A 24,956-nucleotide genomic window follows, 5' to 3' on the forward strand; every position below is an offset into this window, starting at 1 on the left:
GTACAATGATTAGAATACTCTACTGTTTTCTTCTTGTAATGCTGAGTCCACCTCTACTATTTGGGCTATATAGAAAACGCCCGAACAAACCAAAATTTGGAAAACGTTGGATAGAACATTTTGGCTTTGGTGATCATTTAGATTGCAAGCAACAACCATTGTGGATACATACTGTTTCAGTCGGAGAAACTATCGCTGCTATACCTTTTATTCGCAAGCTAAAAGAACAAGAGCCGAACCTCCCAATAGTACTAACCACTACAACCTCCACAGGAGCGGAGCAAGCGAAAAAACTAGGTACTCTTGTCATACATCGCTATATGCCTATAGATTTTGGTTGGTGTATCAAAAATTTCTTAAAGAGAGTAGGACCATATCAGTTGCTGATAATGGAAACTGAGCTCTGGCCAAACACTTTACACACGGTTCACAAAGCATCTATTCCTATAACAGTGATGAATGCCAGGTTATCTGAAAAATCTCTTAAAAATTACTCTTTATTCTCTTCTTTTTTCAAACAGCTAAGTAACAACTTATCTCTGATTATCTGTCAACAGAATTCAGATAAAGATAGATTCTTACAATTAGGTGTTCCTGAACATAAACTGACAGTTGTAGGTTCAATTAAATATGACATTAATATCACAAAAGAAACCATTGAACATGCGAATCAGCTAAGGAATAGGCTTGGTATAAACCGACCAATATGGATAGCTGCTAGTACACACAAAGGGGAAGATGAAAAAATTTTGACTGCACATGAGTTTATTTGTAAACATCTAAAAGATGCGCTTCTTATATTGGTTCCTCGTCACCCTGAACGATTCGATGATGTTTTCGCTTTATGCAATAAGCTAAACCTAATTACGGTACGTCGCACTAAAAATGATATGGTCACCCAACGAACTCAGGTCTACCTAGCCGATACAATGGGTGAGATGCTGCCTCTTATCGGATGTGCTGACGTTTGTTTTATGGGTGGGAGCCTTTTAGGTGATAAAGTTGGAGGGCATAACATACTAGAACCAGCATCACTTCGGAAACCTATTGTTATAGGCCCAAGCTATTTTAACTTTTCAGACATCGTAAACACCCTAAGAGATCGAGATGCCTGTATTATCACAACAGAAAAAGAATTAAAAAATAATGTAATAAACTTATTGTCCGACTCAGGGTATGCAACTAAACTCTCAAATAATGCAACTTGCTTTATAAAGACTCAGCAAGGTGCCATTCAACGAACATTAGATAATATAAAACTATGATGCCAATAGATAAGCTGATTAAATCAAGAACGTTTGAGAAAGATTTTTATTTCCTACGCAAGTACATCCCTTACTTAAGTAGAAAGTATAATCAACTTCATAATATTAATATAAAAGAATCTTCTGATGTTAACGCCCCAAACATTAAAGCCTCAATAAGCAAAGCTGAAGATGGGTTACAAAAATTATACTCAGCGACAAATCAAGATACTAATGATAAATTAAATAATGCACCAAAAAAAATCTGGTTATATTGGAACTCTCCGTTAGAAGAAGCTCCTGAAGTTGTTAGAGTCAGCGTAGAGTCATGGATAAAACTCAACCCAGATTATAATGTTACACTACTAAATGATAATAATTTAAATGATATTTTAGGTTTTGATTTCAACGCTATATTTAAGATTGCAACTGTTAATTTAGGTTTTGCAATGAAAGCCGATATTCTTCGATTATATCTACTCGCCACTCAGGGAGGGGTTTGGGCTGACACTACAACGTTTTGCTTAAAGCCTTTGTCTTCATGGCTGGATAATGAAATAGAAAAAGCTCAGTTTTTTGCATTTAGACATAATAGTAATAAAACTAGACCAATTGAGGCTTGGTTTCTTGCCTCTCCTCCACGCTCACCAATCATAAGAAAAACTCTAGAATTATTTCTATCTCACTTATTTAAGCCTCGTGCAAACAGCTTAATGCTATCGAACCGTATAAAATCGCTAGGCCTAAGTGACAGTGATAACGACAAGTTTTACGCAGATGTTGTATTTAAGGCTGAAAAAGTTGGATTTATGCCATACTTTTCTGTGGGTTATTTCTTCAATGAAGCCTTTAGACAATCGGAGAGTATTGATGCATGGGCTAGGTTTAACACAACAAGTAATAATCATGTGGTAAATAATGATGAACTAGAAAAGTTTGAACTATCCTATGTATCTAAACAAACTTACAAAGGTGATTATCAAAGTAGTGATATTTTTAAGGATCGCGTGAATCACATGAATTTATTAACCAAATAATCACACTATAAAGTAAACTTAATTGAGCCTTATGCACCTCAATTAAGTTTACAAAAAACCATTTAATAAATCCAAAAAATCAATATTGTCCTAAAAAACATTATTATCAACTCTCTCTAATGCTCTTTTTTTGTCTTTCTCGTTCTAGCTTTCGATAGAAATTTAAAATATATATTACGATAAAGTTTATAGTCGAAAGTAATAGCGCCATAACCATCAATAAATATAGGGGAAAATTCACATTTTTCATTTTTTTTAATCAAAATATTATCTAAATTCGTATCTCTAACATATATTCCCGAACTAATTGCAGAATCGAATAAATTGGCAATCAAAATCTTACCTTTTGATTTAGAAATAATCCCTTCACGAAGGTAGTAACTTATTGATCTTGAGGTTTCCAAGTTGAAGTCAACTACATGTTCAAAAGCCATAGCCATCCCAAGGTTTGTTTCAACCTCTTGGTAACATTCAGCAATTATCCCATGATGCTTTACTCTAGATAAATAAAATTTTTCAATATCATTAATATCTAACTGCTTACCGCACTCAGGCTTTATTATCTTTAATATTTTACTTTTATCATCAGGGTTAATATAACACTTTCTTGTATAACCTTCAGTAAGAAAGTCAGCTTGATTTAAAATTATCATTTTATCACTATTTAGAATTTTTATAATTAAGGCGAACTAGGTAACTAGAATAAATAATCCCAATCGCTCTCATCCCAATTAATTGCTCCCTTAGCCTTTTCCTTTAAAAAAGACCGTTTCAATCTTTCCCAATTAGCCTGCTTCCAAGCATCTCCAGACTGGCTGTTACACTTATCGAAGTCGATAATCCAAACCTTACTCTGATCATCGATTAATATATTATGGATATTGAGGTCAGTATGATTAACTTGTGCAACATGCATTTTACGAATTTCATTCCCTATTTTGTAATACGCACTCTCTGAAAGTCTATGTCTTCTCAATAGAGAAGCAAGATCTTGAGCATGAGGTACTTTCTCGCTCAGTAAGTCAGCGCTATAAGTTAGACCTTGCTTTACAATTCTTGCTGCAATTGGAGTTGGTACATTAACACCTGATTTTTTTAGTCTATCCAATAATACAAGCTCTTGAAAGCTTCGTGACTTGCTCTCACCAATAAACACATAACTATCTTCAATCAGTTTACCAAATAGACCACCACGTCGATAATGACGTAACGCCCCTTGCATTGTATCTAACTCTACAAACCAGGTAATACCTCGTCCCATGGCACTTCCGACTATTTTCCCTTGTTCTTGCCAATATGCAGGCTCAAAAGCATAGTTTAGCTGTTCTTCCGGAATCAACGATTCATCAAACCAAATTACTTGATTATCAAGCTTAACTTTTTTCATTAGCCTTACCCATCAATACTCTTAGTTTTATTTTACATTCTTCTGGCCCAACTGCATAATTATTGGGAATCAATTACTAGAGTTAAAGCCATGGCCCTGTTCACATCCCCCCCACATTCTATATGTATCTTGCGACTATCAGCGATAGGGGATGTCTGCAACACAATTGCGACGGTGCAGGCAATCCAAAAACAATGGCCAGATACAGAAATCACTTGGATAACAGGAAACTTAGAAGCTAAGTTATTAGAAGCGATCGATGGTGTTGATGTTATAGTTTTTGACAAGAAAAACGGGTGGAGGGAATATCCTAGATTGTGGCAGCAACTTAAAGGTAGAAGTTTCGATGCCTTACTCCACATGCAATCCGCTTTTCGTGCTAGCGTCGCCACCTTGGGAATTAAAGCCAATTATAAACTTGGATTTACAACAGACCGTAGCCAAGACTTTCAAACCTTGTTTACTGATACTAAAGTAGACTCTCCCACCTCTCTTCATGTAGCAGACGGGATGATGGCATTTGCCCAACACGTAGGTGTAGCAAAACATACATTAAGTTGGTCACTTTTTTACGATAAGCAACATGCTACTTGGGCCGAAGCTCAACTAGTAGCTAAGCAAAATTTATTAATTGTTCCCGGTGCGAGTAAAGCTTACAAGAACTGGCATGCTCAAGGGTATGTTGATGTAATTAACCATGCTAGGGGAGCTGGTTGGAACGTTATACTGGCTGGCAGTCCTGCGAAAGTTGAAATCGACCTAGCAGAAGAAATACAGAGAAAACTAACAGAACCTTGCCTGAACTTAGTTGGACAGAGCTCTATCATGCAAATGTTGGCGTTGATTGATAAAGTAAATATGGTGATAGCTCCCGATACGGGTCCAACACACATGGCTAATGCCATGCAAACACCTGTGATTGGTCTATATGCACACCATAACCCAGCACGAGTAGGGCCATATCGTTACCTCAACTATGTGGTATCAGTTTATGAAGAAGCCATTTTCTCTGAGACAGGAAAAAATAGCCAAGATCTCGACTGGAGAACTCGCGTCAAAGATAAAAATGCAATGAATAGAATTCCATCATCTAAAGTAATTGAAAGATTCAACAGTGTCGCTGACAACATTCTTAATAAAAAATAGGTTAACCAATGATAACAGGCGTAGTAATAACTCTAAATGAAGAAAAAAATGTTGAAGAGTGCATTCTTTCATTACAAAGAGTATGTGATGAAGTGATTATTGTTGATTCAGAAAGCGCAGATAATACAGTGGAGTTAGCGTCTCAACTCGGCGCAAAGGTAATCTCGCAACCTTATCTCGGTGATGGTATTCAAAAAAACGTAGGCTTAGACTATGCTAGCAATGACTGGATACTTAGTATTGACGCTGATGAACGGCTCACCGATGAGTGTGTAGACTCAATAAACGCACTTAACCTAAAACAAACCGAACATGACGCATTTGCTTTTCGTCGACGTAACTACATTGGCAGTCGTTGGATTAAACAGTGTGGTTGGTATCCAGACTTTTGCATCCGTTTGTATAACAAAAATAAAACTCGCTTTTCAGCAGTTAAACAACATGCATCAGTTCAAGCAAATAACCCTTGCCAACTCGATGCAGACCTAATTCATTATTCATTCGAAAACCTTGGACAACTTTTCGCTAAGCCGGGGAGAGACTTTAGCGGACGAGCAGCAAAGATAATGTATCAAAAAGGTAAAAGAGCAAATTCGATGTCACCGTTTATACATGGTTTAAGTGCCTTTATTCGAAAGTTTGTTTTTCAGAAAGGTTTCTTAGGGGGCAGCGATGGGATGACAGTTGCGTTGAGCTCCGCGGTGAATAGTTATTTAAAATATGCCAAATTACTAGAGATGCAACGCGATCCAAAAGTCTTAGAGAAAACTGACTTCAATAAGGTCTGGTAGAATGCAAATTTGTCACGTCAACTTAGCGTCAGGCTATCATGGAGGAGAAAACCAAACTCTCACTTTGATCAAATATCAAATAGAGCTAGGGTATTCACTTACGGTAGTTGCTAACCCCACTAGTCCTTTTTATACCGCAGTTAGTCAACTACGCTGTAAATTAGTACCGTCAGCACACTACCTAAAAGAGCATTCTAGAGCGATTACTGATGGCTGCGAGCTAATTCATGTGCATGAAGGAAGAGCTATCTATTGGGCGTTAATTCAAAGTATGCTTTATAAAATACCATATATAATTACACGCCGAATTGACAACCCTCTAAAGAAAAGGTTCTTCGCAAATTTAGCTTACTCAAAAGCTTCTTCGATTGTAGGCCTAAGTTCAGAAATAGTTAATGAGATCAAAGATAAATACCCTAACAAAGATATTTATAAAATTGCAAGTTCCCCGGTCAGTTACAATGTAAATGACCAAAGCCTTGAAAACTTGAAGCAACGATTTGAGAATAAGTTCCTAATCATCCATGCTGCAAATATGGTTAAGCACAAGGCATTTGACGTGTCTATAAAAGCTATGAAACAGCTATCTCAGACCCATGATCATATACACCTTGCGCTTCTCGGTGATGGTAAGGAGCGAGATAATTTAGAGAGAATAGCTGATGGTGCCACGAATATCAGCTTTGAAGGTAAACAATCGAACATGGGGGATTGGTTTGCGGCCGCACAATTACAAATACACCCATCACATAGTGAAGGTTTAGGCTCTGTCATCTTGGAAGGTATTAAAGCTGGGCTCCCAGTAATTGCTACAAATACTGGAGGGATACCAGATATAATCACTAATGGAGCAAGCGGTTTACTTATAGATACAGATGATCCGATAGCTTTAGCGAATTCTATTATAAAAGTTGAACAATGCGCAAATCTTCAAGCAACTCTGATAGCAGGTGGGCAAGAGAAAATAAAAACTTTTGATATTGGCTCAGCAGCCCAGAAATACGAAAAGATTTATAACAAGGTTAAAAAATGAAACATGTAATTTACCCAGGAACTTTTGATCCCTTAACTAATGGACACCTTGATATCATCGAGCGCACATCTGGTATGTTTGATTCTCTAGTTATAGGCGTAGCCGCAAGCCCATCAAAGAAAACCATGTTTAGCCTAAATGATAGAGTCAATCTAGTTCAAGAATCATGTAAGCATCTCACAAATGTCTCTGTTGTGGGTTTCAGTGGTTTACTAGTAGATTTCGCGAGAGAGCAAGAAGCAAATATTCTGATTCGAGGCTTGCGCACTACTATGGACTTTGAGTATGAGTTTGGTTTAACCAGTATGTATAGAAAACTCCTTCCTGAGCTTGAAAGTATTTTCTTAACCCCAAGTGAAGAGTATGCATTTCTTTCATCAACAATCGTCCGAGAAGTTGCAATACACAAAGGAAATGTTGCTCAATTTGTACCTTCCCCTGTTAATCAAGCTCTCTTACACAAGCTAAAGTCATGAGAAAACTAAAGTATTACCTATCAAATAGTTTACTTACTATTTTACCTGCTGCTTTTTTTCGCCAATACGCAAAAAAAACTTTAGATTCTGCATTTAAATACGATAAAAATTACATTAAACAACGCGTTGACTACTATTGTAAACTCGAATCCAACTTTGAGTTATCTGACGCAAACTCAACTCTAGTACAAAACTTCACTAAGACAGGTGGCACAACTTATTACTATGATCTGCTCAAAGTCGTTAAAGCTTTCCCCAGTAAATATGCGTTTAACTATGTTAATGGTGATGTAACAACAGTCCCCAATGAACCTAGTTTTTTAAAAAGTCGTCCGATCGAAGGAGATAATGATAACTCAATAATCCTCAAGCTCAACGCAATTCGGCACTACGTATTTATAGAGAAAGATAAGCCATATAAAAGTAAGAAAAACATGGTAGTTTGGCGTGGTGCTGGATTTAGATCTAATCGGCTAAAGTTGTTGAAAATGTTTGTAGACCACCCCAAGTTCGACATTGGTGAGACTCGTCCTTTAAAAGCAGACCCAAAATTAAGTAAGTATAAAAAAGCCCCTTTATCACTAGCGGAACAGCTGGAATATAAATTTATTATCAGTTTGGAAGGCCGTGATGTCGCTACTAACTTAAAGTGGATAATGTCTTCTAATTCCTTGTGCTTTACACCTAAACTTCGATATGAAACCTGGTTTATGGAGGGTAAACTAAAAGCTGGTATACATTTTGTTGAGGTTAAAGATGACTTCTCTGACCTTGTACAGAAGATGAATTACTACCTCGAACACCCTGATGAGGCAGAAGCTATAATCCAAAATGCAAATCAATGGGTCGAACAATTTAAAGACACAAAACAAGAACGCCTGATATCTTTGCTTGTTGCACAGAAGTACTTTGAAAAGTCAGGGCAACAAGTTTAGGTAAGTATCAGCTGAAACTCATACTTTAGTTCTGGCACTCTTCACAGAAAAACGTATTCCTCTGCCCTATTTTCAGCTCTTGAATAAGAGCTTCACAATTAGGGCACTTTTCGCCTGCTTTTCCATAGACTTGCAGTTCTTGAGCGAAATACCCCGGCTTGCCATCTGCTTGTGCGAAATCTTTCAGCGTTGTGCCACCTTGCTTGATGGCGGTGGCAAGCACTTGTTTGATCTCTTTGGTCAACAAGGCCCACTCTTCTTTTGTCACTTTACTTGCAGGGCGCAAAGGGCTAATACGTGAAGCAAATAGCGCTTCGTTGGCGTAGATATTTCCGACACCCACCACCACTTTGTTGTCCATGATGAACTGCTTAACGGCCACTTTACGTTTTTCTGCCTTCTCGGCTATATAGTCGGCGTTGAAGTCGTCAGTGAGCGGCTCAGGACCAGATCCCAGTAACACAGAATGAATCTCATCAGGCGCTGACCATAGCCAAGCGCCAAAGCGACGAGGGTCGTTGTAGCGTAATACTTTGCCATTGGTGAGCTTAAGATCCACGTGATCGTGTTTTGCTGCTGGGAAATCCGCGTCTAATACGCGCAGTGAGCCAGACATACCAAGGTGAACAATGGCAGTGCCAGTATCCGTCTCAATCAATAGGTACTTTGCGCGACGCGAGATAGAGCGAATCACCTGCCCTTCTAACGCTTTTAGCTCTTGTGGGATATCCCAACGAAGCTTCGGCGTGCGAAATGTAAGGGTTTTAATGGTCTCGCCAACTAAATGAGGCGAGATCCCCATTCTGCTTACTTCGACTTCGGGTAATTCAGGCATAGTTAGTCGTCCGATTTAGAGGAGTGGTTAGCGTTAAAGCTTGGAAACAGGTAGCTCTCTTCAATAGATACCGCCAACCACTGATCATTCCAGTTTTTTAACAACCAGAACTCAGGCAATTGATAATAAGTAATGCGTTGGGGCTCTTCTTGGTCTTGATACCATACTTCGATGGTGTGTGGTGTATTTAACCGAGGCGTAAGGTCTGTGTAGGTTTGTGAGTCGACTTCCGTGCCAACAAGCTCTTTCCAACGTTGTGACAATTCTTGTGCATTGGTGGCTTGAGGGAAGTCCGTACCTTTGAACTGGTAAACCCATTGATTGTCTTGTTGAATGACAGACCACTTAGCAAAGTGCAACGCTTGAAGCTCTGCTTTTGGATTCAGGAGATAAGGATAAGGGCTATCAACCTGCGGTTCAGGTTCGATAAGGTACGCTTTGATCAATGTTGGAAGGTTTAACACGCCAATAAAAGCGATCACACTGAACATGAGTATGTTGTTCCACCGGCGTCCACGATATCTCATCTGATTCTGCTCATCTAACCTATTGAACATTCAGTATATCGTGAAAGTGGCAATACTTTCTATGTTGCGCGGTTTTCTATCTATTAGGTGCTATATCAAGCAAGAGCAATTGAGTTGCTCAAATTTTAGATATAAAAAAACCCAGCGATTAAACTGGGTTTTTCAATTCTTTCTTCTACTGAAGAAGAGCAAAAAAAGCATCAATTACTTGATTTTAGCTTCTTTGTACATAACGTGTTGGCGAACTACTGGATCAAACTTTTTGATCTCAAATTTGCCTGGCATGTTACGCTTGTTCTTATCAGTTGTGTAGAAGTGACCAGTACCTGCAGAAGATACTAGACGAATTTTCTCACGAATGCCTTTAGCCATTGCTTAATTCCTCTTAAACGTTTTCGCCACGTGCACGGATATCAACAAGAACAGCATCGATGCCTTTCTTATCAATGATACGCATGCCTTTAGCAGTTAGACGTAGTTTAACAAAACGTTTTTCGCTCTCTACCCAGAAACGATGAGTTTGTAGGTTCGGCAGAAAACGGCGCTTAGTAGCATTGCGTGCGTGTGAACGGTTGTTACCCGTTACTGGACGCTTACCAGTTACTTGGCATACTCGGGACATGAATGTCTTCTCCAATCGTTTCAGCTCGATATCAACCTTGGTGGCCGAACCTCTCTATCAATTAAAATAGAAGGTAAAAACCGTTATGGAAAATCCATACAAGGCTATCAAAGGTCGCGCATTATACTAACTTGACACGCATTGCTCAAGACCCGAACAGATCCTTTTTACGGATTTCGTGATCTTTTTTTGTGCAGCGCAGCTTGCTTGAGTAATCAGAGCTGATTTTAGGTCTAAAAATGTGGGCGGAATAATAGCAGATTTAACGCAACTAACAACCTAAAATGTGATTCAAATCCATCCACGCTCTGCAAAAGAGACAACTTCGCCATCTCCAACGACAAAATGGTCGAGAACTCGGATGTCCACCAGCGCTAATGCGTCGGTTAATCGGCGTGTAATCCGCCTATCCGCTTGGCTGGGCTCAGCAACACCTGAAGGATGGTTATGAGCTAAGATTAATGCCGCCGCATTATGATGAAGTGCCCGTTTAACCACTTCCCGCGGGTAAACCGATGCGGCATCGATGGTTCCTTCAAACATCACCTCGTCCTTTATTACCCTATTTTGGTTATCGAGGAACAATATATAGAAGGCTTCTCGCTGACGATCACGCAACATGCTCGAAAGATAAAGCTTAGTATGACTAGGGCTAGTGAGTGCATCTCCACGGGATAAAGTCTCTGCTAGATAACGCTGCGTCATCTCTAGCACAGCCTGTAATTGAACATACTTGGCCTGCCCCGTGCCTTTATGAGCGCAGAACTCTTCCTGCGTTGCTGAAAAAAGATGACGGAGCGAGCCAAAATCTTTGATCAACTTGTCAGCGAGCTCCAACACGTTCATTCCTTGTGTCCCTGTTCGCAGAAATATCGCGAGCAGTTCCGCATCACTCAAGGAATCAGGCCCTCGACTCAATAACTTTTCTCTCGGCATCGATTCGGCAGGCATTTTATCTATTGGCATATAAAAGCTAATCACTTGTCACAAATACGACCCACCACCTTAATGAGATCGTAATCGGAGATCCTTAGATAAAGATAAAAGGAAACGAGTCACTAGCAAAACCGTGTAATTGATAAGTTTGATAACACCAACTTGATGAGCGTCAAATCTGTTCTAATTCTGCTTCTAGGCACTAATCCTTTGTTCTGATATCGTAAGTCCCAGAGAAATTAAGGAACAGAATCATGCAAACATTGGTTAATCAACTGGATAACGCTGACCTACAAGGCCTAGCTGGGAAAAAAATCCTACTTGGCATTAGTGGTGGTATCGCTGCGTATAAATGTGCCGAACTGACTCGACGCTTAATTGAGCGTGGGGCGCAAGTACAAGTCGTGATGACAAATGCAGCCAAGGAGTTCATCACTCCTCTCACCATGCAAGCCGTTTCTGGAAGGCCAGTGTCTGATAGTTTGCTTGATCCTGCTGCAGAGGCTTCCATGGGGCACATTGAGCTCGCAAAGTGGGCTGACCTCGTGCTGTTAGCACCAGCAACCGCTGATCTGATTGCTCGTATGACAGCTGGCATGGGTAACGACCTGCTGACCACTTTGGTTTTAGCAACCGATGCGCCAGTCGCGGTATCTCCAGCAATGAACCAACAAATGTACAGCCACCCTGCGACTCAAGAGAACATCGCGACTCTAAAACGTCGTGGTTGTGAAATTTGGGGACCGGCGGCTGGCGAGCAAGCGTGTGGTGATGTCGGTATGGGGCGTATGTTAGAGCCAATGCAGCTCGTGCATCGCTGTGAAGACTTCTTCCAACCTAAGCCGCTTACTGGCCGTTCTGTGTTGATTACTGCAGGCCCGACTCGTGAAGCGATTGACCCTGTGCGTTACATTACTAACCACAGCTCGGGCAAGATGGGCTATGCACTGGCTGAAGCAGCCGCTAAACAAGGCGCAACGGTGACTCTAGTCAGCGGCCCTGTATCACTCGCGACACCAAATAAGGTTAATCGTATCGATGTCGACAGCGCTCAACAGATGTTTGATGCGGTTGCAGCAAACGCTTCTCAACATGATATCTTCATCAGCTGCGCCGCGGTTGCCGATTATCGCCCTGAGACCATCGCAGACCAAAAGCTTAAAAAGGTCGATGGTAAAGACGACATGACCATTCAAATGGTTAAGAACCCAGATATTGTCGCTTCTGTCGCCTCAATGTCCGAAGGTCGCCCATTTACTATTGGCTTCGCTGCAGAAACTCAAGATGTTGAGAAGTACGCGCGCGGCAAACTGGAAAGAAAGAACCTCGATATGATTTGTGCTAATGATGTCTCAATCGAAGGGCAAGGCTTTAATAGCAGTAGCAATGAGCTGCACCTTTATTGGAAAGGCGGCGATAAATCTCTGCCACTGGAAAGCAAAGACACACTTGGTTTCCAGATCCTCGCTCAGATCCAACAGCTTATTGATGCATAAACGCACAAATTTGCTCTGACAATCTGCTGACACCTCTCGATTCTGTTGACCTAGGGCTCACAAAACTAGGAAACAGAATTGAATGGTGTTTATAATCCTTCTTCACTCAATCCTCATCTTTAGGAAAGGAAGTAAATAGATGGCTGGTACTCGAAAATCAAACCGTCGTGAAGAAATCCTACAAGCTCTCGCACAAATGTTGGAATCGACCGAAGGTGCTTCTCGTATCACAACGGTAAAGTTGGCCAAGCAAGTTGGTGTTTCTGAAGCTGCGTTATACCGCCACTTCCCAAGCAAAGCCCGCATGTTTGAAGGCCTGATCGAGTTCATTGAAGAAGCGTTGATGTCTCGAATCAACCGTATTCTGGATGAAGAGAAAGACACGCTAGAGCGCATACGCCTAGTACTACAACTTATCTTAGTTTTCTCAGAACGTAACCCAGGCCTGACTCGAATTTTATCTGGTCATGCTCTAATGTTTGAAAATGAACGCCTGCGTGATCGCATCAACCAACTTTTCGAACGCATTGAGACGCAACTTCGCCAGATCCTGCGTGAAAGAAAGCTTCGTGAAGGGAAATCATTCCCGGTTGATGAAAAAATCTTAGCCGCTCAACTGCTCGGTCAAGTTGAAGGCAGCTTGAATCGATTTGTTCGCTCAGACTTCAAATATCAACCGACAGAAAACTTTGATGCTTATTGGGCTCTGCTAAGCGCTCAGATTAAGTAGCAATTAAATTAAGTAGCAATCAAATCTTAAGTGATGGTTATGACGACGAAAACTTCTCCGACAAACAGCACTGCACAACACGTTATTACTAAGCCACCCTTTACTCTGGCGTTACTCCACCCTAAATACTGGGGAGTGTGGTTCGGCTTTGGACTATTGGCGCTTATCGTTAATGTTCTCCCTTACCGTATATTATTAATGCTAGGTCGTTCATTGGGTTCTCTTGGGGCTCGCTATGGCAAAAAGCGCGTAGCGGTAGCAACACGTAACCTAGAGCTTGCCTTCCCAGATAAGCCCGCAGATGAAGTCGCGGCAATGGTCAGTGAGAACTTTAAGAACACCGGTATGGCACTCATCGAAACGGGCATTACTTGGTTCTGGCCAACGTGGCGTTTCAAGCGAATCCTAGTAGATAAAGACACCCAAGCACTGCGTACACACAAAGCCAACGGCAAAGGTGTTCTTCTATGCTGTGTGCATGCCTTAAATCTAGAGATCACTGCGCGAGCAATGGCTGTTCTCGGAATTTCAGGTTTAGGTGTTTATCGCCCGCACAACAATCCGGCTTACGAGTTCATTCAATACCGAGGTCGTACTCAGAACGGCAATCGCCTGATTCACCGTAAAGACGTGAAGCGTATGATTCGAATCCTGCGTCAGGGTGAGATCCTTTTCTACCTGCCGGATCATGATTACGGTCGTAACAAGTCTGTGTTTGTGCCTTTCTTCGCAGTAGAGGATGCATGTACCACAACAGGCACCAGTATTCTGGCTTACACAAGCCGATGTGCACTTGTTCCGGGGTCTGGTTTTAGAAATGCCGATGGCAAGTATGAGATCATGGCCGATGAATCGATCGAAGATAACTATCCGCAAAAAGATGAGAAAGCGGCCGCTGCCTACATGAACAGCTACCTAGAGAAGATTATCTTAAGAGCACCAGAACAGTGGATGTGGCTGCACAAGCGCTTTAAGACCATGGAAGACCCAGAAGCAGAACGCGGCATTCGTTATAAATAATTAATACTGAACCAAAAGAAAAGGGGCTGATGATTCATCAGCCCCTTGTGCATTCTATAGCTATAACAAATTCTATTAGATGCCGTATTGAGCGCGGTAGGCTTTTACAGATTCTAGATGTGCTGCGTCGGTGCCTTTCTCTTCAAGGAAAGTCACCAAGTCAGTCAGGCTAACGATTGAGATAATCGCACAACCGAAGTCACGCTCAACTTCTTGAATCGCAGACAGTTCGCCTTTGCCCTTCTCTTGGCGGTCAATCGCAACAAGCACGCCCGCTAAGTCAGCGCCGTTAGCTTGGATGATTTCCATCGACTCACGAATCGCAGTACCTGCAGTGATCACGTCATCGACTAGCATGATGCGACCTTCCAGTGCGCTACCGACAAGGTTGCCACCTTCACCGTGGTTTTTTGCTTCTTTGCGGTTGAAGCAGTAAGGCGTGTCTACATCGTGGTGATCCGCCAGTGCAACCGCTGTCGTCGTTGCAATTGGGATACCCTTGTATGCAGGGCCAAATAGTACATCGAACTCAATGCCAGAATCAGCCAATGCTGCTGCGTAAAAGCGACCTAAGCGTGCTAGGTCACGACCTGTATTAAACAATCCAGCATTGAAGAAGTAAGGGCTCTTACGGCCAGACTTTAAAGTAAACTCACCAAACTTAAGTACTTCTTTCTCGAGTGCAAATTCAATAAATTCACGTTGATATGCTTTCATGTTTTTCCTCTACGTTTATTCAATAAAACTTAACTTACGCTCTGCACTACTCTTTCGAGTTTTACAGACAAAAAAATAGCCCCTTAAAAAAGGAGCTATCTAAAAACTATTCTGCTAACGCCGACTTCTGCGCTTCAACAATATCAGCAATACCCTTATTCGCCAGGGCTAAAAGCTGCATCAGCTCTTCGTGGCTGAACGGTTCGCCTTCTGCGGTGCCTTGAATCTCAATCATCTTACCGTCTTCCGTCATTACAACGTTCATATCGGTGTCGGCTGCTGAGTCTTCAACGTACTCAAGGTCACACAGTGCTTGTGCACCAACGATGCCCACTGAAACTGCCGCTACGTGGCCTTTCATTGGGTTCTTTTTCAGTTTGCCGCTTGCTAGTAGGCTGTTGATAGCATCAGCCATTGCAACGCTTGCACCTGAGATAGACGCAGTACGAGTACCGCCGTCTGCTTGGATAACATCACAATCGACAGTGATCATGATTTCACCCATTACTTTCAGGTCAACAACAGCACGTAGGCTACGAGCGATCAGACGTTGGATTTCCATCGTACGACCACCTTGCTTGCCGCTCGCCGCTTCACGACGGTTACGAGTGTGCGTTGCACGTGGCAGCATGCCATATTCAGCGGTTACCCAACCCTTTCCTTGGCCTTTTAACCAACGCGGTACGTTTTCTTCTACCGTCGCATTACATAGAACTTTAGTGTTGCCGAACTCAACTAATACAGAACCTTCAGCATAAGCTGTGTAGTTACGAGTAATTTTAATTGGACGAATTTGATCTACAGCGCGGTCATTTGGACGCATTGGTATCTACCTTATTAACAGTCTGAAGTGATTTACTATCGAAAGAGTGCATCACCTAAGAAAGGGGTGAGACAGTTTTGATTGGGGCAAGATTATATAGCAGTTTATCGTGCAAATCTATTTACCGTTCAAAGCTATTTATCACGAAAGGCTATTTATAGTGAAAAGCGACAGGCTTCGAGAGCACACCATATCGTGATACTATGCGTGCGCGTTATTTTCAGAATGATAAAAGACAGGAAAATTCGATGATTTATAGTATGACCGCGTACGCACGCAAAGAAGTAAAAGGCGATTGGGGCACGGCAGTATGGGAAATCCGTAGTGTAAACCAACGCTACCTAGAAACTTACTTCCGTATGCCTGAACAGTTCCGTGGTTTAGAGCCAATCTTGCGTGAGCGTTTTCGTAAACGTCTTGCACGCGGTAAGGTTGAATGTAACCTACGCTTTGAAGCAAACCCTGCTGCAAAGGGCGAACTAAGCATTAACGAAGGTTTGGCTAAGCAAGTAATCAATGCGGCAAACCAAGTAATGACGATGACAGGTGAAGAGAGCCGTTTGAACCCATTCCAAGTCATGAACTGGCCTGGTGTGATGGAAACACCAGAGCAAGACATGGATGCTATCAACAAAGACCTGCTAGACGCATTCAACGATGCTATCGCAGAGTTCATTGATGCTCGTGCTCGTGAAGGTGAGAACATGAAGGCGCTAATCGTACAGCGCTTAGATGCTATCACTGAAGAAGTTGTGAAAGTTCGTGCGCGTATGCCTGAAATCCTAGAGTGGCAACGCGAGCGTCTTCTTACCAAATTTGAAGATGCGAAAATCGAACTTGAAGGTTCTCGTGTTGAGCAAGAGCTTATCCTACTGGCGCAGAAGTCAGACGTAGCAGAAGAGCTAGACCGTCTAGACTCTCACGTGAAAGAAGCGAATGCAGTACTGAAGAAAGGTGGCGCTTGTGGCCGTAAGCTAGACTTCATGATGCAAGAGTTCAACCGTGAGTCAAACACGCTAGCGTCTAAGTCTATCAGCACAGACATCACGGCATCAGGCGTAGAGCTTAAGGTTCTTATCGAACAGATGCGTGAGCAGATCCAGAACATTGAATAACAGTCTGTAAGCTGTACACGATAAAGAGTAATCAGCTTAATCAGTGTTGATTAACTTAATGATAAGCTCCTAGTTTTAGGGGCTTTTTTTATGGATACAGTAATGACAATCAAGGCTAGTCAGCAAACTGGTAGTTACGCAGGAAGTTTACTTAAAACAAAAGATAGATACAGCGATAGATAGAACGAGATGACGGACGTAAAACAGGGTTTTGAATATTTCTGAGGAGGTATTGCTAGTGGAGAAGAGTGTTACGGTAAAACTGAGGGGAAAACAGATTTGATAGAGAAAGTGACGCAAGTTGCTAATGCAACCTGCGCCGACTTAAAATCTTATAGAGCTACAACGTTTGCAGCTTGAAGACCTTTTTGGCCTTGCTCTACTTCGAAAGACACTTGTTGGCCTTCTTTAAGAGTCTTGAAACCTTCAGAAGCGATTGCACGGAAGTGTACGAATACGTCAGCGCCGCCGTTGTCTTGAGTTAGGAAACCGAAGCCTTTCTCTTCGTTAAACCATTTTACTACGCCGTTTACTTTGTTAGACATGATGTGTCCCTTATATAAAAATAAAAAATTAATCGCCAAAAGTGCGATGCGCTGAAAGCTTGAATTATTTAATGTATCTATGAAGCTAAGGGAAACACTGAGAATAACAATGAAGCAATACTAAGGGTTTTACTTTACAACTGGATGTTTCATTTAATAACCCTGAGAACAGAGCGACGCCATTCTTGGTGATCTGAGCCTGCTTGTAAAGCGTTATTTGGACAATTTGATGTTTTTTTGTTCAACTGACTTAAATTAAAAGCCCAACGATATGGTTGGGCTTCATTTATAAAACTTTAACCTTCAAAGTGTTACTCATCTGGCTGCTTGGTTCTAAGGTCTACATATGGCCAATAATGATGTCCAACACGAATCAACAATGTCGCCGCGGCCAAGATAAATGCTGCTAAAGATAACCAAACGATCAATACCGCATCGAGTTCTTTCATGCCCAAAGTGATGTAACGAGCAATCGCCATCATCGCGATATAGATTGGGTATCGCACAGGGATCTTACCGTTCATAACAAACTGCTGAACCATCGCCAACACTTCTAAATAGATAAACATCAGCAGAATGTCGGTCAATTGCACTCGGCGTTCAGCGAAGACATGCATGAACTCTTCGACCATAGCAAACAAGGTCGCGAGCGTGATCGCCACCAGTAATACCGCTTCCATAATGTGGAACACTTTTAAAAACGGCTTACTAAAAGATTTAGGTAAGTTAGAAGGCATAGTCACTCTTCAAGAAATAATTAATCCAGTCTCTACAATAGCATGCATAAATATAAGTCGCGTACTGTCAAAGCATCGACTTTAGGATAACGCCATCAATTCATCGGTAGCCAACATTAAGAGGCAACAGTAAAAAGCAACAGATACAAAAATGGCCCCACATTCACTGCAGAGCCATCTGTTTGTCTTTTACTTAGCGACTTCTTAGTGGCTAATTAGCCTTAAAGTAGAATCAGGTAAGTTAAGAACACCACACACAGTCCGTAGATAAGCGGGTGTACTTCTTTGCGCTTACCTGCCACAACCATTGTGAATGCGTAGCTGATGAAGCCCATCGCCATACCGTTCGCTGGAGAGAAGCTTAGCACTGTGAACATGATGGTAAAGAAGGCTGCAATGCGTGACTCTTTCTTTTCCCAGTTGATCTGACCAAGACGACCTACCATGTAGATGCCAACCACTACCATCGCCGGTGCAACCATTGCAGCCGAGAAGATAGAGAAGATTGGGTATAGGAATAGCGAGATTAGGAACAGACCAGCAACCATCACCGCCGCTAAGCCCGTTTTTGCACCTTGAGAAGACGCAATGCCAGACTCAGAGAAAGCAGTGATCGATGTGGTACCAAGAATTGAACCAATCACCGTACCGCCCGCATCTGCTACTAGAGCCGATTTCGCGTTTGGCACCTTACCGTCTTTATCGATGATACCCGCATCACGGCCAACGCCAACAATCGTGCTCAAGCCATCAAAGAAATCGACAATCAGGAAGATAAGTACGATGAACAGTAGGTCGAACATTTTCTCTGGCGTGAAAGCAGAGAAATCAAAGATAGCGCCGAAGCTACCAGCCATGCTTGGCGGCATAGCAATGAACTGTTCTGGAATTGGTGCATTTGAAGTGCCCATGAAGACGTCAGCAAGAATCGTCAACACGATAGCAGAAACGAACGAGATGAACGTTGCTAGCTTGATGTCACGAACCATACAACCCAGCGCGATGAAGATGCTCACGTAAGCGATGATCACTTTTGGATCGGAAATGTCGCCTAAGCCAACCAATACGAATGGGTTAGAAACGATGATGCCCGCATTCTTAAGACCTAAGAAAGCAATGAACAGTCCGAGAGACACGGTAATCGCCAACTTCAAATCTTCAGGAATCGATTCAATCATCGATTTACGAATATTAGTTAACGAGAACGCGAGGTACAGGATACCTGACAGGAAGATGCCGAACAGCGCCTCATTCCAAAGTACTGCGACTGAACCACTTAATAGTAAGCCTTTGAAGAAGCCGTTCATGCTCATGCCCGGCGCAAGCATCACTGGGTAGTTGCCCCAAATGCCCATGATTAGGGTTGCGATAGCCGCAGACAGAGCTGTTGCAGTAAACACGGCACCTTTGTCCATGCCTGGAATATCACCCAAAATTGCTGGGTTAACCGCCAGAATGTAACTCATCGCCAAGAAAGTAATGAAACCCGCGTACAGCTCAGTGCCAATCGTGGTTTTTCTTTCAGTGATTTTAAACATCGAATCAAGCGAGCCAGAGGTGTTCTGGGCTTTCAGGGTGGAATCGGTACTCACAACAAAACCTATGCAATAAATTAAGAATTTGGTGATTCAAATGCTGTGAGAATAGAGAGGTCTCTACACTAAAAACTGTAGTCACCAAGGTAGGCTCGGTAGTAGAAACATTTGATCCATTTCATCAAACATATACAGCATTTAATCGTTTGCGCGGATTGTAAGGATTGAGATTAAAACTTCAACAAATTTTGTCCAGATCACATAAAAAAGTACCGATGATGAGTCATTACATTTATACAAAGATCCTTGAGAAGATCATTTGCTAATAAATAACGATCAAGGCAGTTGTTCTCAATCATCTAAATATGCTACTCTTCGCCTCCATTTTTCTGGCCTAATTTTCACCAGTTGCTTCTATTAGTTTTACTCGTTATCTCTTAATAGACGTAACCAACGGAACAACAATTAGAGTCAGTGCTATCTTTTATAGTGTAGGTTTATTGCCTTCACTCAATCCAACCAACAGTGGAAATATACAGATGGGCAAAGGTACTCTTTACATCGTATCTGCACCTAGTGGCGCAGGTAAGTCGAGCTTGATCTCAGCAATGCTAGAAACCAATCCAACCTACGCAATGAAGGTATCTGTTTCACACACCACTCGCGGTATGCGCCCTGGTGAAGAAAATGGTGTTCACTACCACTTCGTAGAGAAGCATCATTTTGAAGACCTTATTACTAAAGGTGAATTCCTAGAGTACGCTGAAGTGTTCGGCAACTACTACGGTACTTCACGCGTTTGGATTGAAGAAAACCTAAACCGCGGTATCGATGTATTCCTAGATATCGACTGGCAAGGTGCTCGTCAGATCCGTGAACAAATGCCTCAAGCGAAGAGTGTCTTCATTCTTCCACCATCAAATGGTGAACTAGAGCGTCGTTTGAATGTTCGCGGTCAAGACAGCGACGAAGTTATTGCGAAACGCATGAGCGAAGCAAAATCAGAGATTTCTCACTATGCAGAATATGATTATGTGATCGTGAATGATGACTTTGATGCAGCCCTAATGGACTTCAGAGCTATCATTCGTGCGGAGCGCTTAAAAGAAGATAAGCAAGCAGCGAAATACAGCGGCATGCTTACAGCACTACTGGCGGAATAATCTAGAACTAGATTTTCCACTGAGATAAGTATACGGTGATCTAGAAAGTCTCTAGTTAAACTTGTATACTTTCTCGTCATCAAAAATTTATTAGTTAATTACTATTTGGAGTCCTCATGGCACGCGTAACTGTTCAAGACGCTGTTGAAAAAGTTGGCAACCGTTTCGACCTAGTTCTTATTGCGGCTCGCCGCGCACGTCAAATGCAAACTGGCGGCAAAGATTCACTAGTGCCTGAAGAAAACGATAAGCCAACGGTTATCGCTCTTCGCGAAATCGAAGAAGGTCTTATCACTAAAGACGTGCTAGATGCTCGTGAACGTCAAGAGCAACAAGAGCAAGAAGCGGCTGAACTTGCAGCAGTAAGCAGCATCGCTCACACTCGTTAAGAACGTCATTCGAACTAATTAACCTTCCGGGCCTTTAATTTGTATCTATTCGATAGCCTCAAAGACGTTGCCCAAGAATACCTAACAGAGCCTCAAATTGAGGCTCTGCGTCAATCTTATGTGGTAGCGAGAGACGCCCATGAAGGGCAAACCCGCTCAAGCGGTGAACCATACATTATCCACCCTGTAGCTGTTTCAAGAATCCTGGCAGAAATGCGTCTGGATATCGAAACCCTGCAAGCTGCTCTGCTTCATGATGTCATCGAAGACTGTGATGTCACTAAAGAAGATCTAGAGGAAAAATTTGGCAATACCGTTGCTGAATTGGTTGATGGTGTATCTAAGCTGGATAAGCTTAAATTTCGTGATCGCAAAGAAGCGCAAGCAGAGAACTTCCGCAAGATGGTTCTCGCCATGGTGCAAGACATCCGCGTTATCTTGATCAAATTAGCTGACCGTACTCACAACATGCGCACGCTTGGGGCACTTCGTCCTGACAAAAAGCGTCGTATTGCTCGTGAAACCCTAGAGATTTATTCTCCACTAGCTCACCGTCTTGGTATTCATAACATCAAGACCGAACTAGAAGAGTTGGGCTTTGAAGCCCTCTATCCTAACCGTTATCGCGTACTTAAAAACGTAGTGAAAGCTGCACGTGGTAACCGTAAAGAAATGATCCAACGTATCCATAGCGAAATTGAAGGCCGCCTTGAAGAGGTCGGTTTGCCTGCTCGCGTACTTGGTCGTGAAAAGAACCTGTTCTCCATCTACAACAAAATGAAAACCAAAGAGCAGCGCTTCCACACCATTATGGACATCTACGCTTTCCGCGTGGTGGTTGATACCCCAGATACTTGTTATCGCGTACTTGGTCAGGCTCACAGCCTGTACAAACCTCGTCCTGGCCGCATGAAAGATTACATTGCGGTACCAAAAGCCAACGGCTACCAATCTCTGCACACGTCAATGATCGGGCCTCACGGGGTGCCAGTTGAGGTTCAGATCCGTACTGAAGATATGGATCAAATGGCAGACAAAGGTGTCGCGGCGCACTGGTCTTACAAAGGCAACGGCTCACGCAGCAGTAATGGCACAACCGCACAGGTTAAAGCACAACGTTGGATGCAGAGCTTACTTGAGCTGCAACAAAGCGCGGGTAACTCATTCGAATTCATTGAAAACGTTAAGTCTGATCTGTTCCCAGATGAGATCTTCGTGTTCACGCCGAAAGGTCGCATTGTCGAACTTCCTGCAGGCGCAACAGCGGTCGATTTTGCTTACGCGGTGCATACCGACGTCGGCAACATGTGTGTAGGTGCTCGTGTAGACATGAACCCTTACCCACTCAGCAAATCGCTGAAGAACGGTCAAACGATTGAGATCATCAGTGCTCCGGGCGCACGTCCTAATGCAGCATGGCTCAACTACGTGGTGACCTCACGCGCACGTACTAAGATCCGTCAGGTTCTGAAAACCATGCGTCGTGAAGAGTCGATTACACTAGGTCGCCGTCTACTGAATCATGCACTTGGCGAACACTCGATTGCCGATATCGGCCAAGAGAATCTAGAACATGTATTGTCTGACTTACGTCTAGAAAGCGTTGAAGACTTACTGGCGTCGATTGGTCTCGGCGAGCTGATGAGTATCGTAATTGCTCGTCGCCTGCTTGGTGATGCTGACGAACTGACTGAAGTAGAAAACAACAGTGACACACCGAGGAAGAAACTTCCGATCCGTGGTGCTGAAGGTCTACTACTGACGTTCGCTAACTGTTGTCACCCAATTCCAGATGATCACATCATTGCCCATGTATCTCCAGGTCGTGGCCTTGTGGTTCACCGTGAAACGTGTCCAAACGTTCGTGGTTACCAGAAAGAACCAGACAAATACATGGCGGTTGAATGGTCTGACGATTACGACCAAGAGTTCACAGCTGAGCTTCAGGTTGATCTGCAGAACCACCAAGGTGCACTGGCTGAGCTAACTAACGTTATCTCGAAAACAGGTTCTAACATTCACGGTATTTCAACCGAAGAACGTGATGGCCGCCTGTACACAGTGACAATCTTGCTGACCACCAAAGATCGTGTTCACCTTGCGAGCATTATGAAGAAGCTACGTGTGATGCCACACGCGCTCAAAGTAAGACGTCGTAAGAACTAGATCTGAAAGCAGATAGATAAAGCAGATGAGAGATACGAGTCTCGAGATGCGAAGAGCAAAAGCTTTTCATGATATGGCCCCTAAAAAGTAGACACAGGGGTTTAGTTGATTAGTTCAAAGTCCATGGGACTCACTCCACCTAGAGTCCCATGTCTTCTTACTGGATTATAATAGGTATCGATATAAATTCGACTCTGCATCGTCATTTCTTGTCGTGAAAGCTGATCTAAGTTGTTCATCCACTCTTTCTTATATTGCGCAAAGAAGCTTTCGGAACAAGCGTTGTCCCAACAGTTTCCTTTTCTCGACATGCTGACTTTAATCTTTCGTTTACGGTGCCAACGGATCGTCTCCAACGCTCGATACTGTATACCTTGATCGGAGTGAAACAAAAGCTCGTGACCTAAGGGCTGCCTTTGTTTCCAAGCCTTATTCAGGCTTCTTAGCACTAACTTTGCGTTATTAATGCGACTTGTCGACCAACCAATCACTTTGCGTGAAAACAAATCTAAGACGACGCACAGGTATTGCCAACCATCAGTACAGCGCACCTGAGTTATATCTGACACCCAAACTCGATCGGGTTTATCCACCTTAAATTGACGGGCAAGAATGTTATAGGCAGGTATAAGCGTATTTTGTCTTGGTGCTCGTCCATATCGCTTCTTGCTCGCGCAAGAGCGATAGCCCATATTCTGCAGAAGCCTCTGTACTCGCTTTTTATTACAAATAAAGCCGTTAGCGACCGCTGCTTCCCAAAGCTTTCGATAGCCTGGAATACAATACTGAGCTTTGCTTTCTCTCCTCAAGTAGTGACTTAAAGACTCATTGTCTGTCTCTCGCTTCGATGGTTTCCTTGTTAGCCACTTGTAATAACCCGCTTTAGAAACACCCAACCATTGGCATAGTCGTATGACAGGAAGCTTCACACTGGCCTTCTTAAGGATATACTCGAACCTTATTCTTTTTGGCTGTCGAAGAAAGCCTTCGCTTCCTTTAAGAAATCATTCTCCAGCTCTGCCATCTCAAGCTTCTTTTTCAATTGACGGATCTCTTTCTCCAGTTGTGCAAAGGATTTTTCGGGGCCGTGGTTAGGTATTGGGAGGGAGTTAGTCTTTTTCGATGTCATTTGGCATCTCCATTTAGAAAGTAGCACCGGCGATATTCCTAAGGATAGTGCTACTGACTTAACGGTATCAGAAGAATCGAGAGATCGCTGAACAGCTTCTCGTTTAAATTCGTCTGTATATTGTCTTTGTGATTTTACTTTCATGACACTCAATGCTCTGTATTAAGTGTCTACTTTTATGGGGTCACATCATCACCACCTCAACTCTTCGTATTTCGAGTCTGCTTTAATTTTTTATACCACCCTATTCTTTTCGTATCTCGATTATCCGCATCCCGCATCTGCTCTTCATCCCTTCGAATCCCATTAACTCGCACCCCGAATCTGCTCTTCATCCCTTCCCATCTCGTTTACCCGCATCCCGCATCTACTCTTCATCCCTTCGAATCTCGTTTACCCGCATCTCGCATCTGCTTCTAATC

27 protein-coding genes and 1 riboswitch are annotated in these 24,956 nt (G+C 42.6%); of the genes, 14 read left to right on the forward strand and 13 right to left on the reverse strand.

Going from position 1 to position 24,956, the window contains the following annotated elements; all coding sequences use genetic code 11:
* Positions 1 to 5 precede the first annotated feature (5 nt).
* Together waaA and OCV20_RS15790 are read left to right on the forward strand one after the other, a co-directional pair.
* The gene (waaA, locus tag OCV20_RS15785; RefSeq protein WP_086774370.1) at positions 6 to 1,265 is read left to right on the forward strand and encodes a lipid IV(A) 3-deoxy-D-manno-octulosonic acid transferase; all 1,260 of its coding nucleotides are present in this window, start codon (positions 6 to 8) and stop codon (positions 1,263 to 1,265) included.
* The gene (locus OCV20_RS15790) at positions 1,265 to 2,281 is read left to right on the forward strand and encodes a glycosyltransferase family 32 protein (RefSeq protein WP_261881420.1); all 1,017 of its coding nucleotides are present in this window, start codon (positions 1,265 to 1,267) and stop codon (positions 2,279 to 2,281) included. The genes waaA and OCV20_RS15790 overlap by 1 nt, the downstream gene beginning before the upstream one ends.
* A gap of 116 nt (positions 2,282 to 2,397) precedes the next feature.
* On the opposite strand, the gene OCV20_RS15795 is transcribed toward OCV20_RS15790, so the two are convergent.
* Both OCV20_RS15795 and OCV20_RS15800 read right to left on the reverse strand, forming a co-directional pair.
* A complete protein-coding gene (locus tag OCV20_RS15795) occupies positions 2,398 to 2,934 on the reverse strand; it encodes a YrbL family protein (RefSeq protein ID WP_086774372.1) in 537 nt (178 codons plus the stop codon).
* 44 nt (positions 2,935 to 2,978) lie between these two features.
* The gene (locus OCV20_RS15800; protein WP_086774373.1) at positions 2,979 to 3,668 is read right to left on the reverse strand and encodes a 3-deoxy-D-manno-octulosonic acid kinase; all 690 of its coding nucleotides are present in this window, start codon (positions 3,666 to 3,668) and stop codon (positions 2,979 to 2,981) included.
* Between the two features lie 96 nt (positions 3,669 to 3,764).
* Here OCV20_RS15800 and OCV20_RS15805 point away from each other — a divergent pair, with 96 nt between their 5' ends.
* The 5 genes from OCV20_RS15805 to OCV20_RS15825 are packed head-to-tail and all read left to right on the forward strand — an operon-like array spanning position 3,765 to position 8,049.
* Positions 3,765 to 4,814, forward strand: a complete 1,050-nt coding sequence (locus OCV20_RS15805; RefSeq protein ID WP_086774383.1) for a glycosyltransferase family 9 protein — start codon at positions 3,765 to 3,767, stop codon at positions 4,812 to 4,814.
* An 8-nt stretch (positions 4,815 to 4,822) separates the two neighbouring features.
* Positions 4,823 to 5,605, forward strand: a complete 783-nt coding sequence (locus tag OCV20_RS15810) for a glycosyltransferase family 2 protein (RefSeq protein WP_086774374.1) — start codon at positions 4,823 to 4,825, stop codon at positions 5,603 to 5,605.
* 1 nt (position 5,606) lies between these two features.
* The gene (locus OCV20_RS15815) at positions 5,607 to 6,638 is read left to right on the forward strand and encodes a glycosyltransferase family 4 protein (RefSeq protein ID WP_086774375.1); all 1,032 of its coding nucleotides are present in this window, start codon (positions 5,607 to 5,609) and stop codon (positions 6,636 to 6,638) included.
* Complete coding sequence (gene coaD, locus OCV20_RS15820; protein WP_050648512.1) at positions 6,635 to 7,114, forward strand: pantetheine-phosphate adenylyltransferase; 480 nt, start codon at positions 6,635 to 6,637, stop codon at positions 7,112 to 7,114. Before OCV20_RS15815 ends, coaD begins: the two co-directional genes overlap by 4 nt.
* A complete protein-coding gene (locus tag OCV20_RS15825) occupies positions 7,111 to 8,049 on the forward strand; it encodes a glycosyl transferase family 90 (RefSeq protein WP_086774376.1) in 939 nt (312 codons plus the stop codon). The genes coaD and OCV20_RS15825 overlap by 4 nt, the downstream gene beginning before the upstream one ends.
* Before the next feature lie 25 nt (positions 8,050 to 8,074).
* Here the strand turns inward: OCV20_RS15825 and mutM are convergent, their stop codons facing one another.
* The 5 genes from mutM to radC form a co-directional block, all read right to left on the reverse strand.
* Entirely contained in the window at positions 8,075 to 8,884 is an 810-nt protein-coding gene (gene mutM / locus OCV20_RS15830; protein WP_086774377.1) for a bifunctional DNA-formamidopyrimidine glycosylase/DNA-(apurinic or apyrimidinic site) lyase, read from the reverse strand.
* A 2-nt stretch (positions 8,885 to 8,886) separates the two neighbouring features.
* Positions 8,887 to 9,411 carry a hypothetical protein gene (locus OCV20_RS15835; protein ID WP_048612501.1) on the reverse strand — a complete coding sequence of 175 codons (525 nt, stop codon included), beginning with the start codon at positions 9,409 to 9,411 and terminating at the stop codon, positions 8,887 to 8,889.
* Positions 9,412 to 9,615: 204 nt separating this feature from the next.
* A complete protein-coding gene (gene rpmG / locus OCV20_RS15840; RefSeq protein ID WP_002535344.1) occupies positions 9,616 to 9,783 on the reverse strand; it encodes a 50S ribosomal protein L33 in 168 nt (55 codons plus the stop codon).
* Positions 9,784 to 9,796: 13 nt separating this feature from the next.
* Positions 9,797 to 10,033, reverse strand: coding sequence for a 50S ribosomal protein L28 (rpmB, locus tag OCV20_RS15845; RefSeq protein WP_004728407.1), 237 nt, complete (start codon positions 10,031 to 10,033; stop codon positions 9,797 to 9,799).
* A 291-nt stretch (positions 10,034 to 10,324) separates the two neighbouring features.
* Positions 10,325 to 10,999, reverse strand: coding sequence for a RadC family protein (radC, locus tag OCV20_RS15850; protein ID WP_086774378.1), 675 nt, complete (start codon positions 10,997 to 10,999; stop codon positions 10,325 to 10,327).
* Positions 11,000 to 11,223: 224 nt separating this feature from the next.
* On the opposite strand from radC, the gene coaBC reads away from it, so the two are divergent.
* The 3 genes from coaBC (at position 11,224) to OCV20_RS15865 (ending at position 14,215) form a co-directional block, all read left to right on the forward strand.
* The gene (gene coaBC / locus OCV20_RS15855) at positions 11,224 to 12,465 is read left to right on the forward strand and encodes a bifunctional phosphopantothenoylcysteine decarboxylase/phosphopantothenate--cysteine ligase CoaBC (protein ID WP_086774379.1); all 1,242 of its coding nucleotides are present in this window, start codon (positions 11,224 to 11,226) and stop codon (positions 12,463 to 12,465) included.
* Positions 12,466 to 12,604: 139 nt separating this feature from the next.
* Complete coding sequence (slmA, locus tag OCV20_RS15860) at positions 12,605 to 13,195, forward strand: nucleoid occlusion factor SlmA (protein WP_004741428.1); 591 nt, start codon at positions 12,605 to 12,607, stop codon at positions 13,193 to 13,195.
* Positions 13,196 to 13,234: 39 nt separating this feature from the next.
* Entirely contained in the window at positions 13,235 to 14,215 is a 981-nt protein-coding gene (locus tag OCV20_RS15865; protein ID WP_086774380.1) for a Kdo(2)-lipid IV(A) acyltransferase, read from the forward strand.
* A 75-nt stretch (positions 14,216 to 14,290) separates the two neighbouring features.
* On the opposite strand, the gene pyrE is transcribed toward OCV20_RS15865, so the two are convergent.
* Both pyrE and rph read right to left on the reverse strand, forming a co-directional pair.
* The gene (gene pyrE / locus OCV20_RS15870) at positions 14,291 to 14,932 is read right to left on the reverse strand and encodes an orotate phosphoribosyltransferase (protein WP_017059267.1); all 642 of its coding nucleotides are present in this window, start codon (positions 14,930 to 14,932) and stop codon (positions 14,291 to 14,293) included.
* Between the two features lie 106 nt (positions 14,933 to 15,038).
* On the reverse strand, positions 15,039 to 15,755 hold the full coding sequence (rph, locus tag OCV20_RS15875; RefSeq protein WP_019826449.1) for a ribonuclease PH: 717 nt from the start codon (positions 15,753 to 15,755) through the stop codon (positions 15,039 to 15,041).
* A 248-nt stretch (positions 15,756 to 16,003) separates the two neighbouring features.
* On the opposite strand from rph, the gene OCV20_RS15880 reads away from it, so the two are divergent.
* The gene (locus OCV20_RS15880; RefSeq protein WP_086774381.1) at positions 16,004 to 16,870 is read left to right on the forward strand and encodes a YicC/YloC family endoribonuclease; all 867 of its coding nucleotides are present in this window, start codon (positions 16,004 to 16,006) and stop codon (positions 16,868 to 16,870) included.
* Positions 16,871 to 17,202: 332 nt separating this feature from the next.
* Here OCV20_RS15880 and cspE read toward each other — a convergent pair whose 3' ends face one another.
* From cspE to OCV20_RS15895, 3 genes are all read right to left on the reverse strand, one after another.
* Positions 17,203 to 17,415, reverse strand: coding sequence for a transcription antiterminator/RNA stability regulator CspE (cspE, locus tag OCV20_RS15885; protein ID WP_017071067.1), 213 nt, complete (start codon positions 17,413 to 17,415; stop codon positions 17,203 to 17,205).
* Between the two features lie 311 nt (positions 17,416 to 17,726).
* Positions 17,727 to 18,152, reverse strand: a complete 426-nt coding sequence (locus OCV20_RS15890; RefSeq protein ID WP_017079068.1) for a phosphate-starvation-inducible protein PsiE — start codon at positions 18,150 to 18,152, stop codon at positions 17,727 to 17,729.
* 221 nt (positions 18,153 to 18,373) lie between these two features.
* Entirely contained in the window at positions 18,374 to 19,744 is a 1,371-nt protein-coding gene (locus tag OCV20_RS15895) for an NCS2 family permease (protein ID WP_017062465.1), read from the reverse strand.
* 58 nt (positions 19,745 to 19,802) lie between these two features.
* A riboswitch (purine riboswitch) is annotated at positions 19,803 to 19,902 on the reverse strand.
* 324 nt (positions 19,903 to 20,226) lie between these two features.
* On the opposite strand from OCV20_RS15895, the gene gmk reads away from it, so the two are divergent.
* The 3 genes from gmk to spoT all read left to right on the forward strand — a co-directional run bounded on the left by gmk (position 20,227) and on the right by spoT (position 23,405).
* Positions 20,227 to 20,850, forward strand: coding sequence for a guanylate kinase (gmk, locus tag OCV20_RS15900; RefSeq protein ID WP_017062466.1), 624 nt, complete (start codon positions 20,227 to 20,229; stop codon positions 20,848 to 20,850).
* Positions 20,851 to 20,966: 116 nt separating this feature from the next.
* Positions 20,967 to 21,239: a DNA-directed RNA polymerase subunit omega gene (gene rpoZ / locus OCV20_RS15905; protein ID WP_009848003.1), complete on the forward strand. Its 273-nt coding sequence runs from the start codon at positions 20,967 to 20,969 to the stop codon at positions 21,237 to 21,239.
* A 39-nt stretch (positions 21,240 to 21,278) separates the two neighbouring features.
* Positions 21,279 to 23,405 carry a bifunctional GTP diphosphokinase/guanosine-3',5'-bis pyrophosphate 3'-pyrophosphohydrolase gene (spoT, locus tag OCV20_RS15910; RefSeq protein ID WP_048612458.1) on the forward strand — a complete coding sequence of 709 codons (2,127 nt, stop codon included), beginning with the start codon at positions 21,279 to 21,281 and terminating at the stop codon, positions 23,403 to 23,405.
* Positions 23,406 to 23,506: 101 nt separating this feature from the next.
* Here spoT and OCV20_RS15915 read toward each other — a convergent pair.
* A protein-coding gene (locus OCV20_RS15915) for an IS3 family transposase (protein ID WP_108721736.1) occupies positions 23,507 to 24,678 on the reverse strand; the annotation gives its coding sequence in 2 pieces (ribosomal slippage) (positions 23,507 to 24,396 and positions 24,396 to 24,678; 1,173 coding nt in all).
* Between the last annotated feature and the right edge of the window lie 278 nt (positions 24,679 to 24,956).

Source organism: Vibrio coralliirubri, from assembly GCF_024347375.1.
GTDB lineage: Bacteria > Pseudomonadota > Gammaproteobacteria > Enterobacterales > Vibrionaceae > Vibrio > Vibrio coralliirubri.

Excerpts from the sequence above, each read along its gene's own strand:
- OCV20_RS15880 (WP_086774381.1), top strand. The coding sequence starts at position 16,004 with ATGATTTATAGTATGACCGCGTACGCACGCAAAGAAGTAAAAGGCGAT.
- OCV20_RS15890 (WP_017079068.1), bottom strand. The coding sequence starts at position 18,152 with ATGCCTTCTAACTTACCTAAATCTTTTAGTAAGCCGTTTTTAAAAGTG.
- OCV20_RS15790 (WP_261881420.1), top strand. The coding sequence starts at position 1,265 with ATGCCAATAGATAAGCTGATTAAATCAAGAACGTTTGAGAAAGATTTT.
- OCV20_RS15795 (WP_086774372.1), bottom strand. The coding sequence starts at position 2,934 with ATGATAATTTTAAATCAAGCTGACTTTCTTACTGAAGGTTATACAAGA.
- waaA (WP_086774370.1), top strand. The coding sequence starts at position 6 with ATGATTAGAATACTCTACTGTTTTCTTCTTGTAATGCTGAGTCCACCT.
- pyrE (WP_017059267.1), bottom strand. The coding sequence starts at position 14,932 with ATGAAAGCATATCAACGTGAATTTATTGAATTTGCACTCGAGAAAGAA.
- gmk (WP_017062466.1), top strand. The coding sequence starts at position 20,227 with ATGGGCAAAGGTACTCTTTACATCGTATCTGCACCTAGTGGCGCAGGT.
- mutM (WP_086774377.1), bottom strand. The coding sequence starts at position 8,884 with ATGCCTGAATTACCCGAAGTCGAAGTAAGCAGAATGGGGATCTCGCCT.
- rpoZ (WP_009848003.1), top strand. The coding sequence starts at position 20,967 with ATGGCACGCGTAACTGTTCAAGACGCTGTTGAAAAAGTTGGCAACCGT.
- OCV20_RS15810 (WP_086774374.1), top strand. The coding sequence starts at position 4,823 with ATGATAACAGGCGTAGTAATAACTCTAAATGAAGAAAAAAATGTTGAA.
- OCV20_RS15835 (WP_048612501.1), bottom strand. The coding sequence starts at position 9,411 with ATGAGATATCGTGGACGCCGGTGGAACAACATACTCATGTTCAGTGTG.
- OCV20_RS15815 (WP_086774375.1), top strand. The coding sequence starts at position 5,607 with ATGCAAATTTGTCACGTCAACTTAGCGTCAGGCTATCATGGAGGAGAA.
- OCV20_RS15800 (WP_086774373.1), bottom strand. The coding sequence starts at position 3,668 with ATGAAAAAAGTTAAGCTTGATAATCAAGTAATTTGGTTTGATGAATCG.
- coaD (WP_050648512.1), top strand. The coding sequence starts at position 6,635 with ATGAAACATGTAATTTACCCAGGAACTTTTGATCCCTTAACTAATGGA.
- cspE (WP_017071067.1), bottom strand. The coding sequence starts at position 17,415 with ATGTCTAACAAAGTAAACGGCGTAGTAAAATGGTTTAACGAAGAGAAA.
- radC (WP_086774378.1), bottom strand. The coding sequence starts at position 10,999 with ATGCCAATAGATAAAATGCCTGCCGAATCGATGCCGAGAGAAAAGTTA.
- OCV20_RS15865 (WP_086774380.1), top strand. The coding sequence starts at position 13,235 with ATGACGACGAAAACTTCTCCGACAAACAGCACTGCACAACACGTTATT.
- slmA (WP_004741428.1), top strand. The coding sequence starts at position 12,605 with ATGGCTGGTACTCGAAAATCAAACCGTCGTGAAGAAATCCTACAAGCT.
- rpmB (WP_004728407.1), bottom strand. The coding sequence starts at position 10,033 with ATGTCCCGAGTATGCCAAGTAACTGGTAAGCGTCCAGTAACGGGTAAC.
- rpmG (WP_002535344.1), bottom strand. The coding sequence starts at position 9,783 with ATGGCTAAAGGCATTCGTGAGAAAATTCGTCTAGTATCTTCTGCAGGT.
- OCV20_RS15825 (WP_086774376.1), top strand. The coding sequence starts at position 7,111 with ATGAGAAAACTAAAGTATTACCTATCAAATAGTTTACTTACTATTTTA.
- rph (WP_019826449.1), bottom strand. The coding sequence starts at position 15,755 with ATGCGTCCAAATGACCGCGCTGTAGATCAAATTCGTCCAATTAAAATT.
- coaBC (WP_086774379.1), top strand. The coding sequence starts at position 11,224 with ATGCAAACATTGGTTAATCAACTGGATAACGCTGACCTACAAGGCCTA.